This is a genomic window from Prauserella oleivorans, from assembly GCF_042685745.1.
Taxonomy (GTDB): domain Bacteria; phylum Actinomycetota; class Actinomycetes; order Mycobacteriales; family Pseudonocardiaceae; genus Prauserella_A; species Prauserella_A oleivorans.
This window is the reverse complement of the sequence record NZ_JBHUNT010000001.1, coordinates 2,199,981-2,213,225: the sequence shown is the minus strand read 5'-3', so window position 1 is coordinate 2,213,225 and position 13,245 is coordinate 2,199,981. Positions and strand designations below refer to the sequence as shown.

Below are 13,245 nucleotides of genomic sequence, written 5' to 3'. Positions count from 1 at the left end.
AGCATTGTGCTCAGCGCCACACCTCGATCAAGATTAGGTTCACCTAACCTAACCCGGGTACGGCAGTCGGCGTGGAGCGTGATCCGGTGGGCAAGAAGCACAAGGGCCACAAGAGCGACAAAAGCCTCAAGAACCTGAAGGGCCTGAAGGACCTCGATCACCTGGACGCCGGCGACGACCCCCGGGCCGTGGTCCGCCGGCTCATCAAGGCGGGCAAGGTCAAGAAGAAGTGCTGCAAGTCCAAGCCCCGGTGCAAGAAGTGCCCCGTGCTCGCGTTGCAGAAGGCCAAGGCGTGCACCACCGCCAAGGCGGCGTGAAGCCCCGGCCGGACGGTCAGCGTGCCAGCGCCTCGTTGAGCGACCGCATCTCCGGTGCCGTCCGCGTCGCGGAGAACTCCACCACCTCGTAGTGGGCGAGATGGTGGATCGCGAGCGGATCCGAGGCCAGGATCGCGTCGAGTTTGAGCCGTGGCATCTGCCGGACCAGCATCACCTCCCCGAGGTGCATGTCCCGGCGGCCGGAGGTGAGCAGGTAATTGTGCTCGTACTGCCGGGCGAGCCACTCCGCGTGGTCGGGCAGGGTGTAGTCGATCTCCTGCAACGGCGCGGTGTATGTGAGCAACACAACATACATGCCACCACGGTAAGCCCGTCGCGGCGCGGTGATTCCTGTTAACTCGCGCCGGACCGGTGAGCCGGGTCAGCCCGCAGGAGCGCCTCCAGGTCGCCGACCAGTACGCGGTCGGCCGGCAGCCACTCGACGGCGGCGACCTCCCCGGCGCCCACCCAGCGCACAGCCCGGTGCTCCACGGCCCGGGGCTCGGCGTGCCCGGCGCGGAGCGTGGCGGCGTACACCCGCAGCACCTTGCCGCCCGGCAGCGGCACGTCCGGGCCGACGCGCTCGCCGATCGTCACCTCGACCCCGAGCTCCTCGGCGCACTCCCGGCGCAGCGCGTCCGCCTCGGTCTCCCCCGGCTCGACCCGCCCACCCGGCAGCTCCCACAACCCGGCCGCCTCGGCCGGGTAGGCACGCTGCTGGGCCAGCAGGGCTCCGGCGGCGACGATGGCCGCGCCGACGATCACGGTCTGGTTCCCGGTCTCCACGAGACGGCAACGCTACCGATCGTGCCTGCGCCAGCTGACCTGGAATCGCGCGCCGCCGTCCGGCGAGTCGCCGACCAGCACCGTCCCGCCGCGCCTGCGCACCGCCTCGGCGACCAGCGCGAGCCCCAGGCCCGTGCCCCCGGAGCTGCGGGCGCGGTCGTCGGAGACGCGATAGAAGCGCTCGAACACGTGCTCGCGGTGTTCCGGCGCGATTCCCGGGCCGTCGTCGTCCACCACCACCCGCACCCGGGCCCGCGACGCGAGCACCGACACGACGATCTGCGCGTCGGCGTACCGGCAGGCGTTGCGCAACAGGTTGTCCAGAACGAGCTCCACCTCGGCATGCGCGGCCAGCGCCCACGCGGTCGGCACGACCGCGCTCAGCCGCACGGGCGGCGACCCGGGCGGCAGCCGGTCGATGGCCGCCCGGGCCTCGGTGACCAGCTCGACGGGTTCGGCGGGCGGCAGCTCCCCGGCGTCGGATCTCGCCAGCGTGAGCAGTCCGTCGAGGAGGGCCGACAGCCGCTCCGCCTCGTCGAGGACGTCACCGAGCGTCTCCTGCGCGAGCCCCGCGTCGGGGTTGGTGACCGCGACCTCGGCCTGCACGCGGATGGACGCCACCGGCGAGCGCAGCTCGTGAGCGGCGTCCCCGGTGAACCGCCGGAGCCGCTCGCTCATCTCCTCGTACCGCGCGAGAAGGGCGTTGAAGTCGGCAGCGAGCGCGCGGAGCTCGTCGCGCGACTCCGGCAGCGGCAGCCGCCCGCCCTGCGGCAGCTCCCGCACCGACCGGCGCATCCGGCCCACCGGGCGCAGTGCCGACCGCACGCCCAGCCACGTCGCCAGCGTCGCCACGGCCGCCCCGACCAGGGCCGCGAGGAGCAGGAACCGGGTGCCGTCCTCGACCGCCGCCGAGGCGCCCACCATCGGCGCGCCGACGGCGACGAGGCGCTGGGCACCGTCCGGTGCCGTGACGACGCGGCCGACCCAGCGGAACGTCGCCGACGCCTCGCCGCCCGCGTCGTTGGACACCGGCACCCCGGCCTTGAGCTCGGCCACGTCCCGGTCGTCCAGGGCGGGACGTGTCTCGCCGTCGACCGGTCCGCCCGCCGTGTCGAGCACCCGGACCTCCACCCCGTCCGCACCGGGCGGCGGCCGTCCCGCCTCCACGCGCTGGGCGGCCGTGGCGAGCACCGCCTGCAGCTCGTCGTCCACCGAGCCCACCAGCAACGGGCCGAGCGCCTTGCCCGCGAGCAGCGCCAGCCCGAACAGGAACGCGAGCGTGATGGTGGTGGCGACGAGCGTGATCCGGAACCGCAGGCTCCGCCGGAGCCACCAGCGGCGCGGCGAGCCGATCACCCGCTCGTCACGTGCTCGAGCTCGAACTCGCCCGCGACGTAGCCGTGCCCGCGCACCGTCCGCACGAACGCACCAGCGCCGACGGCGTCCAGCTTGCGCCGCACGTAGCCGACGTACACCTCGACGACGTTGCGCGTGGCCGCCTGCTCGTCCCCCCACACGGCACGGAGCAGCTCGTCCTTGGTCACGACCGTCCCGGCCCGGCTCGCGAGCACCTCGAGCAACGCGAACTCGCGCGGGCTGAGCGGCACCGGCTCGTCGCGCCAGCGCACCTCCCTGGCGGCACGGTCGACCACGAGCGCCCCGATGCGCAGCTGTCCGCGGGCACCCTGGACCGCCGCCCGGCGCAGCACCGCCCGCACCTGCGCGACGAGCACGACGAACGAGAACGGCTTGACGAGGTAGCCGTCGGCGCCCAGGTCCAGGCCGTCGGCCTGGTCGATCTCGCCGTCCTTGGCCGAGATCAGCAGTACCGGGGTGGCCACCTCCTGCGCGCGCAGCGCCTGCAGCACGCGGTAGCCGGACAACCCCGGCAGCATGATGTCGAGCAGCAGCACGTCGAAGGCACCGGTCTGCGCGAGCCGCAGCGCGGTCGGGCCGTCGGTGGCCGTCACGACGTCCATGCCCTCGGCCGTGAGGCCGCGCCGCAGGGCCTTGCGGACGCCGGGTTCGTCGTCGACCACCAGCACTCGAGGTTTCACGTCTCTCAGGATGCCGTCTCGTGCGGGTACGCGCGCCCGCTCTCAGCCGGTTCTCAGCATCTCAGGCCGATCTCAGCGGGCGCGGAGCAATCTCGGTGGCACAGGCGCACACTGACCATTGACCGAGGGAGGACTCGTGAACCCCAAGAAACGAGCGGTGACCGCCGCCGTCGCCGGCACCGCGATCGGCGCGGCAGGGCTGGGCATTCTCGCGATGCCTGCCGGAGCGGGGGAGGCTCCGGACCTGCCGCCGATCAGCCCGGAGGCGCTGGTGGAGTCCGTGCTCGAAGCCGAGGCTCCCGCGCTCGCGGGAACCGTGGCCGTCGACAACGCGCTCGGCCTGCCCTCCGTTCCGGGGATGCCCGCGCTCGACACCCAGTCCGGGCGCGTCTACTACGACGGCGAGGGCGACAGCAGGCTCGCCGCGCAGCGGGAGAGCAGCGAGCTGACGGTCGTGAAGGACGGCACGACGGTCTGGACCTACGACTCGGCGGAGCACACCGCGTCGCGGATCCGGATCCCCGACGAGGCCGCGACCCGGCACGAGGGCCGCGGGATGCCCGAGGGGATGACCGATCCGGCGTCGGCGGCGTCGCGGCTCGTGGCACACGTTCGCGAGAGCAGCACCGTGGCGGTCGACGGCACCGCCTCGGTGGCCGGCCGCACGGCGTACGAGCTCGTGCTCACGCCGAAGCCCGACGAGCGGACCCTGCTGCGCGAGGTGCGGGTCGCCGTGGACTCCGAGACCCGGCTGCCGCTGCGGATGTCGGTGCTGACCAACGGCACCACCGAACCGGCGCTGGAGATCGGGTTCACCGAGATCGAGTTCGGCCCGCAGCCCGCCGAGCTGTTCACGTTCACCCCGCCACCCGGCACGGAGGTCACCGAGCAGCAGCCGCAGCGCGGCCCGCGGATGTCCGAGCAGCCGCCCGTCCGGGCCGTCGGCGACGGCTGGGACACGGTCGCGATCGCCCGCGTGCCCGCCGAGGCCCTGCGGGGCTCGGGGCAGGACAGCGACGTGCGCGGCCTGCTCGAGCAGCTCGGCAGGCCGGTGAGCGGCGAGTTCGGCTCCGGCCACCTTGTCGAGACCAGGGTGGGCAGCGCGCTGGTCACCGACGACGGCCGCGTCGCGGTCGGCGCGGTTCCTGAACAGGTCCTCACGCAGGCGCTGGAGAACCGGTGAGCTCGACGTCGGTCGAACCGGTGGTGACCGTCTCCCCGGGGACGGTCACCGCCGCCGCGCGCACCCGCGGGTTGCGCAAGGTCTACGGCAGGACGGTCGCGGTCGACCACGTCGACCTCGACGTGCCGGAGGGGGCCGTGCTGGGCATGCTCGGGCCGAACGGCTCGGGCAAGACGACGACCATCCGGATGCTGCTCGGTCTGGTCCGCCCGACCGCGGGTGAGGTGGACCTGCTCGGGCACGCCATGCCGGAGCAGGCGAGCAGGGCGCTGCCGGACGTCGGCGCGCTCGTGGAGGCCCCGGCTTCCACCCGTTCCTGTCCGGGCGGGAGAACCTGTTGCGCATGGCGGCCGCCGAACCACGGCTGACCAAGGCCGACATTCCCCGCGCGGTCGGCTCGGCGCTCGAGCGCGTGGGCCTGGCCGATGCCGCGAACCGCCGCTACCGCGGCTACTCGCTGGGCATGAAGCAGCGGCTCGGCCTCGCCGCCGCGCTCTTGGTGCCGCGCCGCATGGTGGTACTCGACGAGCCGACCAACGGCCTCGACCCCGCCGGAACGCGGGAGGTGCGGTCGATCATCGCGGACCTGCACGCGGCGGGAGTGACCGTGCTGGTGTCCTCTCATCTGCTCGCCGAGGTGGAGGCGACGTGCACTCATGTCGCCGTGCTGAACGAGGGCAACGTGGTGGCGCAGGGCGAGCTGGCCGAGCTGCTGGAGTCCGGCTCGCCCGCGCTGGAGGTGTCCACTCCGGACGGTCCGGCCGCGGCGGCGGCACTGCGGTCCGCCCGCGTCCCCGCCCGGCTCACCCCGGACGGCGTGCGCGTCGACCTCACGGCGACCACGTCGCCGGAGGCCATCGCCGTGCTCGTCAACGCGGGCGTTGCGGTGCACGAGGCCCGCCGCGCCAGGACGGGGTTGGAAGACCTGTTCGCGCGGCTCACCCAGGAATCCGACCGAGAGGGCGCCTCATGACCGCGCCGGCCCAGGTAGTGACGACGGCACCGGGACACCTGCGCGCGCCGACGGTCCGGCTCCTGCGCGCCGAGCTGCGCTGGATCTTCCGCAGGCCGCGCACGCTCGTGGTGCTCGCCGTGCTCGCGGTGATTCCCGTGGTCGTCGGGATCGCGCTCACCCTCGTGGATCCGGCCGGCCCGCCCGGCGGCGGCCCCGGAGGACCGGGTGGCGCGGAGGACGGCGGCGATTCGGTGCTGCTGTCCTCGGTCGGAAGCGCGCTGGCGCTGCCGGTCGCCACGCTGACGATGACCCTGAGCATGCTGCTGCCGTTGTGCGCGGCGATGTCCGGGGCCGACGCGCTGGCGGGCGAGTCCGCACACGGCACGCTGCGCGGCTGGCTGCTCGCGCCGGTGAGCCGGGGCAGGCTGCTGTTCGTCAAGGCGGCCGGGGTGGCGGCGTTCGCCCTGACGGCGGTCACGGTGATGGCGGTGACCGGCATCGTCACCGGGCTGATCAGCAACGGCACCGACTCACTGGTCACGCTCTCCGGCACCACGCTCTCGCTGCCCGAGGCCCTCGGCAAGGTGGCCGTCGCGGTCGGCTGGGTGGCGGTGCAGCTGTGGGCGGTCGGCGCCGTGGCGCTGGCGATCTCGGCGTTCACCGAGCATCCGATCGTGGTGCTCGCGTCGGTGCTGGGCGGGCTGGTGGTGTTCACGGTGCTCCAGTTCCTGGACGCGCTCGCCTGGCTGCACCCGTTCCTGCTGACCGACTCGTGGACCGCCCTCGTGGACGTGCTCCGGGATCCCATGCCCGGTGACGCGCTGGCCGAAGGCGCGTTGAAGGCGGCGTGCTACATCGTGATCGGGGTGTCGCTGGCCTACGCCCGGCTCGCGACGAAGGACGGTTGACCTACCGGCCGATGACGGCCAGCCCGTCCGGGTCGAGGGCCAGCCGCACACGCTCGCCCGGCTGGACCCCGGCGGCCATCGTGGCCACGGCGTCCACTGTGGAGGGACCGGAGCCGGGCCGGACGGTCAGCCGCACGTGGTCGCGCCGGTGCACCCGGCTGAGCACCTCGCCCTCGACACCGGACTCCGCGACCCGCAGCGCGTGCGGACGGAGCCCGAGCGACACCGGACCGTCCAGCGCCCACGGCACCCGCGCCGAGCCGAGGGCACACGTGACCCGGCCGTCGACGGCCTCCCCGGCCAGGACGGTCGTCACGCCGAGGAACCGCGCCACCCGCTCGTCCACGGGGCGGCGCCAGACGTCCAGCACGTCGCCGACCTGCTGGATCCGCCCGTGATCGAGTACGGCCAGCCGGTCGGCGAGGGTGAACGCCTCCTCCTGGTCGTGGGTGACGAGCAGGGTGGTGATCTTGGCGCGGCGCAGCACGGACGCCAGATCGAGCGCCAGCAGCTCACGCAGCTCGGCGTCCAGACCGGAAAGCGGCTCGTCGAGCAACAGCAGCCGCGGCCGGGGCGCCAGTGCCCGCGCGAGCGCCACCCGCTGTGCCTCACCGCCGGAGAGCCCGGTGACCTTGCGCCGCTCGTACCCGGCCAGCCCGACCAGCTCCAAGAGCTCGCGCACCCGGCTTTGCTGTTCCACTTTCGGGGTGCCGTGCATGCGCAGGCCGAACGCGATGTTTCCCGCGACGTCGCGGTGCGGGAACAGCTGACCGTCCTGGAACACCAGTCCGAACCCGCGCCGGTGCACCGGCACGTTCGCGAGGTCCGCGCCGTCCCAGCGCACGGTGCCGGCGGCCGGGGGGTCGAGCCCGGCGATCGAGCGCAGCAGCGTCGACTTGCCGGACCCCGACGGTCCGAGCAGCGCGAGGACCTCACCGTCGGCGATCTCCAGCCGCACGTCCGCGACGGCGGTGAACGACCCATAGGCCGCGGTGAGCCCGTCCACGGTCAGCATCTAGAACTCCCCCACCTGCGCGTGCGGCGACCGCAGCCGGTCGATCACGGTGGCCACCAGAGCGGTGACGAGCATGAGCAGTGTGCACGCGGCGTAGGCCATCTGACTGTTCACCTCTCCCGGTCTGCTCATCAGCGCGCCGATCGCCACCGGCAGTGTCGGGGCGTCGGGCCGGGCCAGGAAACTCGTCGCGCCGAACTCGCCCAGTGCGACGACGTAGCCGAACGCCGCCGCGGCCGCCAGCGACCGCGCGGCCAGCGGCAGGTCGACCTCCCGCCACACGCGGACCGGCCCGGCGCCCAGGGTCGCCGCCGCCTGCCGGAGCCGCTCGTCGACCGATCGCAGCACCGGCAGCACCATGCGGATCACCAGCGGGATGATCACCAGCGCCTGCGCGAACGGCACCAGCAGTGGTGACGTCCGCAGGTCGCCGGGCAGCGCGCCGAGCGTGATCAGGTAGCCGAACCCGACCGTCACCGCCGAGACGCCCAGCGGGAGCATGAGCGCGGCGTCCAGCACCTCGCCCGCGGCGCGGGCACCACGCTCCCGTGACCTGCGCAACGCCACCAGGGCGACGGCGGCGAGCACCCCGACGGCGACGGCCAGCACCGTCGCGTCGGACGCGGTGCGCAGCGAGTTCAGTGCGGCATCCCAGCCGGTGACGTTCAGCGCGCCCCGCTCCCCGAAGCCGGCCAGCGCACGGTAGCCGTCGAGACCCCAGCCGTCCCGAGTGGACAGTGAGCGGACGAGCAGCGCCCCGATGGGCACCAGCAGCAACGCCAGCACGCCGAACGCGGCGAGCACCACCCACCACTCCCCGCCCTCGGGCCGGCGTGCCGTCTCCGCACGCGCGCGCAGGCGGGCCGCCGTCTCGCGTCGCCTGCGCGCGACCGCGCCGATCACCAGCGCCGCGATCACCGCGCCCAGCTGCACCAGCGACAGCGCGGCCGCGCCGGAGAGGTCCAGCAGGTCGACGGTGCGCACGTAGATCTCGGTCTCCAGCGTGCGGTACCGCGCGCCACCGAGCATGAGCACCACCCCGAAGCTGGTGGCGCAGAAGAGGAACACCACCGCGGCCGACGACGCGACGGCGGGCATCAGCGCGGGCAGCGTCACCGACCGGAAGGCCCGCCACGGGGACGCGCCGAGCGCCCGCGCAGCGTCCTCACCGCGCCGGTCGAGGTGCGCCCACAGCCCGCCGACGGTGCGCGCCACGACGGCGACGTTGAAGAACGCGTTGGCGAGCACGATGGCACCCACGCCGCCGCCGGGCCAGAGCGCCTTGAACGCCAGCCCGACCACCACGGTCGGCAGCACGAACGGCACCAGCAGGAACGTGCGCACCACACCGACCACGCGCAACCGCACCCGCGCGAGCAGGAACGCCACCGGCATGCCCGCGACGAGCGCGACGAGCGTCGACGCCGCCGCCTGCGCGACGGTGAATCCGGCGAGCTCCCACGTCTGGGCCTCGGCGAGGGTCGACGTGACGCCGCCGTTGGTGAAGCCGAGCCGCACGATCGCCACCACCGGCCACGCGAAGAAGACGGTGAGGAAGACGATCGGCAGCCCGGCGAGCGCCGTGCCGCCGGCTAGCCTTGCAGCAACCCGCGCCATCGCTCGATCCACTGTTCGCGCCCGGCCTGCACGCGCTCCCCGGGCAGCGACGCGGGCGACTGCGGCAGCGGCGCGGCCTGGGCCCAGCCGGACGGCAACGCGACGCCCTCCCGTGCCGGGTAGACGTACATGTTCTCCGCGACGGTCGCCTGGAACTGGTGCGAGAGCAGGAAGTCGACGACGCGGCCCGCCGCCTCCTCCCGCTCGGTGTTCGCGAGCACGCCCGCGTACTCCACCTGCCGATAGCAGGTGTCGAGCAGTGCCTTGGTGCGCGACTTCCCGTCCTCTCCGATCTCCGCGGCGGGCGACGAGGCGTAGGAGACGACGATCGGCCGCGGGCCCCGACCCGACGAACCGGAGAACTGCTGGGTGTAGGCCTCGGTCCAGCCGCTCACCACCTGCACGCCGTTGTCCTTGAGCCGAGACCAGTAGTCGTACCAGCCGTTCTCGCCGTACCGCGCGATCGTGGCGAGCAGGAACGCCAGTCCCGGCGAGGAGGTCGCGGGGTTCTCGACCACCAGCAGGTCGCGGTAGCGGGGGTCGGCGAGGTCGTCGAAGGTCTGCGGCTCGGGCAGGTTCCGCTCGGCGAACCAGGTCCGGTCGATGTTCACGCACACGTCGCCGACATCGACCGCCGAGAGCCGGTTGCGGGAATCGATCGAGTACCGCTGCGGACCGCGGTCGGCCTCCGGGCTGGTGTAGGGCGCGAAGACACCCTCGGCGAGCGTGCGCGACGCGAAGGTGGAGTCGATGCCGTAGGCGACGTCGGCGATCGGGTTGGCCTTCGTGAGCACGAGCTTGTTGGCGAGCTCTCCCGCGTCGCCCTGCTTGACGACCCGGATGCGGATGCCCGACTGCTGCTCGAAGGCGTCCAGCACGCCTTGCGGTGCGGCGAACGACTCGTGCGTGGCGAGGGTGACCGTGGTCGGGCCCTGCTCGTCCTCGCCGTTCCCGGTGAACAACGTGCAGCCTGCGGTGAGTGCGCCGGCGAGTGTCAGGACCGCCGCTCGGCGAAGGAACTTCATCAACCCTCCTCGTCGTGCCCGGCGTCGTCCGGCAAGGAGAGTGCGCCTCCCTGCGCCGGCATGATCCGGATCAGGTGCGAACGGTCGTGGGCTCGCGCCCACCTCTCAGCCCGGCCAGGCCGGACTCCCGTGGCAAACGTGCAGCGTACTCGCTCCGGGCTCACCATTGGACACATGGCAGAGCTACTCGACGACGACCGCATCCAGAAGGCACTCGAGCACCTTCCGCACTGGCGCAGGGTCGGCGATTCGATCACCCGCGAGGCGAAGCTCGCGAGCTTCCCGCAGGCGATTCAAGTCGTCAACCGCGTCGCCGAGATCGCGGAGAGCGAGAACCACCATCCCGACATCGACATCCGCTGGCGCACCGTGCATTTCACGCTCAGCACGCATTCGGCGGGCGGCCTGACGGAGAAGGACGTCTCGCTGGCGGGCGAGATCGACAACGCCATCGAATCCATGTGATCTCGGGCGCGATGCGGCCACTCGGCAACCTTTGTTTGTCGTCGTGCGTTCCCTGGGTACCACCACGACAGGAGGGAGTGCGAATGAGCCGATTCAGCTTTGGTACCAACGGATCCGACCGCTCGGGACGCCGGCACGAGCCACAGTCGCCACGTCGATTCCGGATCATGGCGGCACTGGGGCTGATGGTTCTGATGGCCCTGGGCGCGGGAGTGCTGCCCGCCGCCGCGGCGACCGAGAAGACCGAGCAGGCGGCGTCGGCCCCGTGGGACGAGATCACCCAGGCACTCGTCGTCGGCAGCACAGCGTTCGGGATGATGATCGCGCTGGCGTGCGCGGTGCTCTACTACACCGCGAAGGGACACCGCCGACAGCACGAGGGCGGCGTGGGCTGAGTCACATTTCCGGCGCGACGCTAACAGTGCCGATGATCGAGGCGCTCTCACGGGTGAATCCATCCACTCGGCCCTTGGGGAGCCATTGATGCACCGCGCCCCCGTTCTCGACCCGCGCACGCAAGCCCTGGTGACGGCGTTCGCCACCACGGTCACCCTGCTGTTCGTCATCCTGCTCGCCGCGGCAGGCTGAGAAACGGGTTCTCCGCGACGGCACCGGCGGCACATGTCACGTCATGGCCGCCGGTCGTTCGCACCCCGCACACGGCCGCCCGGCGGTCACTCCCTGATCCGCGCGGCGAGCTTCGCCTTGCCCGGGCCCGTCAGCTCGTCGACCACCCCGCGGCGGCCGGCGATGGCCATGACCAGCGGTTCCCCGTTGCCCCGCACCTCGGGTCCGCGACCCTTCGCCCAGTCCAGGTCCTCGGCCACCACCCGGAGTCCACGAGAGCGCCAGAACCCCCGGATCGGCGGCGCGACGACCGCCAGCGGCAGCACGGCCCGCAGCCGCTCGGCCGGGACCTCGCGCGGCTTGCCGAGGGCGCGGCGGATGTCCTGGTGGTGGATCAGCCCGTCGAGCAGCCCGATGAGCCCGCCGAAGCCTGCGGTGAGACCACGCGGCGTCAGATGGGTGTTCAGCCGCTCGAGCAGCTCGTCCGGTGTCCGGCCGCGATACTCGGCGACCCCGACCTGGTTCACCCGACTCGGCCGGAACCACCCGCGGGCGAACTGCCGGACGAGCCCACGCCGGTCGAGGTCCTCGTAGCTCAGCAGGTGCACGACGACGTCCCGGACGCGCCAGCCCTCGCACAGGCTCGGCTGCTCCCACTCCTCGGGGGTCAGCGTCGCGAGGAACGCCGCCAGGTCGGCGCGTTCGTCCCGGGCGAGCGCCAGCGCGGTCATGACGCCACCGCCGCGAGCCGGTCCAGCGTGCCACCCCAGCCGCCGGGAGAGTCGAAGATCGCGTACATCGCGTCGGCCTGGTCGCCGTAGCGCTCCAGGTGCCGGTGCCGGAGCTCCAGCCGCGTGCGCCCGGCCGTCTCCTCGGTGAAGGTCACCTCGACCTCGGTTTCCAGGTCGGGGTCGTACTGCCAGTTCGCTCCGATCTGCCACAGCAGAACCACCCGCACGGGCGGTTCCCATTCCGCCACGCGACCCCACGTGCATTCGCTGCCGTCGACGCCGCGTTCGTACCACCGGCCACCCACGCGCGGCTCGATCACCACCTCGGCGATCGCGGCCTCGCTGATCGAGTGCTCCGGTGGCCAGAATTCGGTCATGCGGGTGGTGAACAGCGCGAACGCGCGGTGAACGCTGAGCGGCACGGTCACCGACCGGCGCACCTCCACCTCGGGGATCGACTCGGTACCCATGTCACGCCCTCTCTCCGGGCTCGCCGGACCGTTCCGCCTCGGCGGCCGCGAGGCGGGCGAAGTTGTCCATTGTGGTCGACCAGAAGCGGCCGAGATAGTCCTGAACGGTCGCGAACCCGGCGGGATCGACCCGGTAGACGTGCCGGGTGCCCTCCACCGATTCGCGGACGAGGCCGGCTTGCTTCAGTACACGCAGGTGCTGCGACACGGCAGGCCGCGAGATCGGCAGGGTCGCGGCGAGCACACCCACGGCCTGCGGTCGCTCGGCCAGCCGCTCGAGGATCAGGCGGCGGTTGGGGTCACCGAGCGCGTCGAGCGCGGCAGCAGCGTAACCGGACACTCGGCCAGTATCGACGAACGGTAAGCCACGGTCAACCGTAAGCCGTCACTTACTCTTCTGGTGGCTCCGGGGCCGGGCGCGGGGGCTCCGGGAGACCCTCGATTCGCGCGCCGCTGCCGGGATAGCGCGTGGGCGTCTCGTGCGGGTACTGCTCCGCCGCGCCCTCCGGCTTCCGGCGGCGCGGGAACGGCGGCTGGTGACCGGGCCGCTCCGGAGGGTCGTCGGGGCGCGGGTGTTCGGGTGCGGGCATCGATTCCCTCCTTCCCTCACCCCGACGATAGGCGCCCAGGCCGCCCGGCCGCGGTTGGCGAACTTGGAATGATGTCGCCATGACCGCCGATCCGCAGTCCCGTGCCTCCGGGACGAGCATCCAGGAGACGTACTACCCGGCGCTGAACTGCTTCGGCTGCGGACCCGCCAACGCGCGCGGGCTCCGGCTGCGCAGCTTCGAGGTCGACGGCGTCGTGAGCGCGACGTTCACGCCGTGGCCGGAGCACGACAACGGCGCGGGTTTCCTCAACGGGGGCATCGTGTCGACCGTGCTCGACTGCCATGGAGCCGCCGCCGTGATGCTGGAGGCACACCGGCGTGGCTGGAAACCGGCTCCCGGCGCCGACCTGGCGTTCGTCACGGCCGGACTCGACGTCCGGTTCCTGCGCCCGACACCGCTGCGGGAGCCGGTGGAGCTGACCGCGGAACTCACCTCGGTCGCCGAGTCCGAGATGACGGTGGTGTCCCACATCCACTGGGGCGGCAAGACCCGCGCCACGGGTACGGCGGTGTGGAAGCGCTGGCGGCCGCGGACGTGA

At 72.7% G+C, this 13,245-nt stretch carries 17 protein-coding genes, 1 pseudogene and 1 riboswitch; of the genes and pseudogenes, 7 read left to right on the top strand and 11 right to left on the bottom strand.

Translation table 11 applies throughout. The features are described 5' to 3' along the window. Positions 1-71: 71 nt before the first annotated feature. Positions 72-317, top strand: a complete 246-nt coding sequence (locus ACFSZT_RS10995; RefSeq protein WP_377384446.1) for a hypothetical protein — start codon at positions 72-74, stop codon at positions 315-317. A gap of 16 nt (positions 318-333) precedes the next feature. Here the strand turns inward: ACFSZT_RS10995 and ACFSZT_RS10990 are convergent, their stop codons facing one another. From ACFSZT_RS10990 to ACFSZT_RS10975, 4 genes are read right to left on the bottom strand one after another with little or no spacing between them, the layout of a single operon-like run. Continuing rightward, positions 334-633 (bottom strand): YciI family protein, encoded by a 300-nt coding sequence (locus ACFSZT_RS10990; protein ID WP_377384321.1) that lies wholly within the window; start codon positions 631-633, stop codon positions 334-336. 38 nt (positions 634-671) lie between these two features. Continuing rightward, a complete protein-coding gene (locus ACFSZT_RS10985; protein WP_377384319.1) occupies positions 672-1,103 on the bottom strand; it encodes a (deoxy)nucleoside triphosphate pyrophosphohydrolase in 432 nt (143 codons plus the stop codon). 12 nt (positions 1,104-1,115) lie between these two features. Then, positions 1,116-2,459 carry a sensor histidine kinase gene (locus tag ACFSZT_RS10980; RefSeq protein ID WP_377384316.1) on the bottom strand — a complete coding sequence of 448 codons (1,344 nt, stop codon included), beginning with the start codon at positions 2,457-2,459 and terminating at the stop codon, positions 1,116-1,118. Then, complete coding sequence (locus ACFSZT_RS10975) at positions 2,456-3,160, bottom strand: response regulator transcription factor (protein ID WP_377384313.1); 705 nt, start codon at positions 3,158-3,160, stop codon at positions 2,456-2,458. Before ACFSZT_RS10975 ends, ACFSZT_RS10980 begins: the two co-directional genes overlap by 4 nt. A gap of 136 nt (positions 3,161-3,296) precedes the next feature. Here ACFSZT_RS10975 and ACFSZT_RS10970 point away from each other — a divergent pair, with 136 nt between their 5' ends. The 3 genes and pseudogenes from ACFSZT_RS10970 to ACFSZT_RS10960 all read left to right on the top strand — a co-directional run bounded on the left by ACFSZT_RS10970 (position 3,297) and on the right by ACFSZT_RS10960 (position 6,206). Then, complete coding sequence (locus tag ACFSZT_RS10970; protein WP_377384311.1) at positions 3,297-4,343, top strand: LolA family protein; 1,047 nt, start codon at positions 3,297-3,299, stop codon at positions 4,341-4,343. Beyond that, positions 4,340-5,316 (top strand): annotated as a pseudogene (locus ACFSZT_RS10965) (ABC transporter ATP-binding protein). Before ACFSZT_RS10970 ends, ACFSZT_RS10965 begins: the two are co-directional and overlap by 4 nt. Further along, on the top strand, positions 5,313-6,206 hold the full coding sequence (locus ACFSZT_RS10960; RefSeq protein WP_377384308.1) for an ABC transporter permease: 894 nt from the start codon (positions 5,313-5,315) through the stop codon (positions 6,204-6,206). The pseudogene ACFSZT_RS10965 and the gene ACFSZT_RS10960 overlap by 4 nt, the downstream one beginning before the upstream one ends. A 1-nt stretch (position 6,207) precedes the next feature. Here ACFSZT_RS10960 and ACFSZT_RS10955 read toward each other — a convergent pair whose 3' ends face one another. From ACFSZT_RS10955 to ACFSZT_RS10945, 3 genes are read right to left on the bottom strand one after another with little or no spacing between them, the layout of a single operon-like run. Then, entirely contained in the window at positions 6,208-7,221 is a 1,014-nt protein-coding gene (locus tag ACFSZT_RS10955) for an ABC transporter ATP-binding protein (RefSeq protein WP_377384305.1), read from the bottom strand. After that, positions 7,222-8,838, bottom strand: coding sequence for an ABC transporter permease (locus tag ACFSZT_RS10950; RefSeq protein WP_377384301.1), 1,617 nt, complete (start codon positions 8,836-8,838; stop codon positions 7,222-7,224). Further along, a complete protein-coding gene (locus tag ACFSZT_RS10945) occupies positions 8,814-9,863 on the bottom strand; it encodes a thiamine ABC transporter substrate-binding protein (RefSeq protein ID WP_377384298.1) in 1,050 nt (349 codons plus the stop codon). The genes ACFSZT_RS10950 and ACFSZT_RS10945 overlap by 25 nt, the downstream gene beginning before the upstream one ends. A gap of 30 nt (positions 9,864-9,893) precedes the next feature. Next, a riboswitch (TPP riboswitch) is annotated at positions 9,894-10,004 on the bottom strand. Between the two features lie 33 nt (positions 10,005-10,037). Here ACFSZT_RS10945 and ACFSZT_RS10940 point away from each other — a divergent pair. Beyond that, positions 10,038-10,328: a 4a-hydroxytetrahydrobiopterin dehydratase gene (locus tag ACFSZT_RS10940; protein WP_377384295.1), complete on the top strand. Its 291-nt coding sequence runs from the start codon at positions 10,038-10,040 to the stop codon at positions 10,326-10,328. 167 nt (positions 10,329-10,495) lie between these two features. Continuing rightward, positions 10,496-10,723, top strand: coding sequence for a hypothetical protein (locus tag ACFSZT_RS10935; protein ID WP_377384292.1), 228 nt, complete (start codon positions 10,496-10,498; stop codon positions 10,721-10,723). 279 nt (positions 10,724-11,002) lie between these two features. Here the strand turns inward: ACFSZT_RS10935 and ACFSZT_RS10930 are convergent, their stop codons facing one another. From ACFSZT_RS10930 to ACFSZT_RS10915, 4 genes are read right to left on the bottom strand one after another with little or no spacing between them, the layout of a single operon-like run. Further along, entirely contained in the window at positions 11,003-11,626 is a 624-nt protein-coding gene (locus ACFSZT_RS10930) for a maleylpyruvate isomerase family mycothiol-dependent enzyme (protein WP_377384289.1), read from the bottom strand. Then, entirely contained in the window at positions 11,623-12,096 is a 474-nt protein-coding gene (locus ACFSZT_RS10925; RefSeq protein ID WP_377384286.1) for an SRPBCC family protein, read from the bottom strand. The genes ACFSZT_RS10930 and ACFSZT_RS10925 overlap by 4 nt, the downstream gene beginning before the upstream one ends. 1 nt (position 12,097) lies before the next feature. Beyond that, entirely contained in the window at positions 12,098-12,436 is a 339-nt protein-coding gene (locus ACFSZT_RS10920; protein WP_377384283.1) for an ArsR/SmtB family transcription factor, read from the bottom strand. 49 nt (positions 12,437-12,485) lie between these two features. Further along, the gene (locus tag ACFSZT_RS10915; RefSeq protein WP_377384280.1) at positions 12,486-12,686 is read right to left on the bottom strand and encodes a hypothetical protein; all 201 of its coding nucleotides are present in this window, start codon (positions 12,684-12,686) and stop codon (positions 12,486-12,488) included. Positions 12,687-12,765: 79 nt separating this feature from the next. Between ACFSZT_RS10915 and ACFSZT_RS10910 the strand changes: the two genes are divergently transcribed. Continuing rightward, positions 12,766-13,245 (top strand): PaaI family thioesterase, encoded by a 480-nt coding sequence (locus ACFSZT_RS10910; protein WP_377384277.1) that lies wholly within the window; start codon positions 12,766-12,768, stop codon positions 13,243-13,245.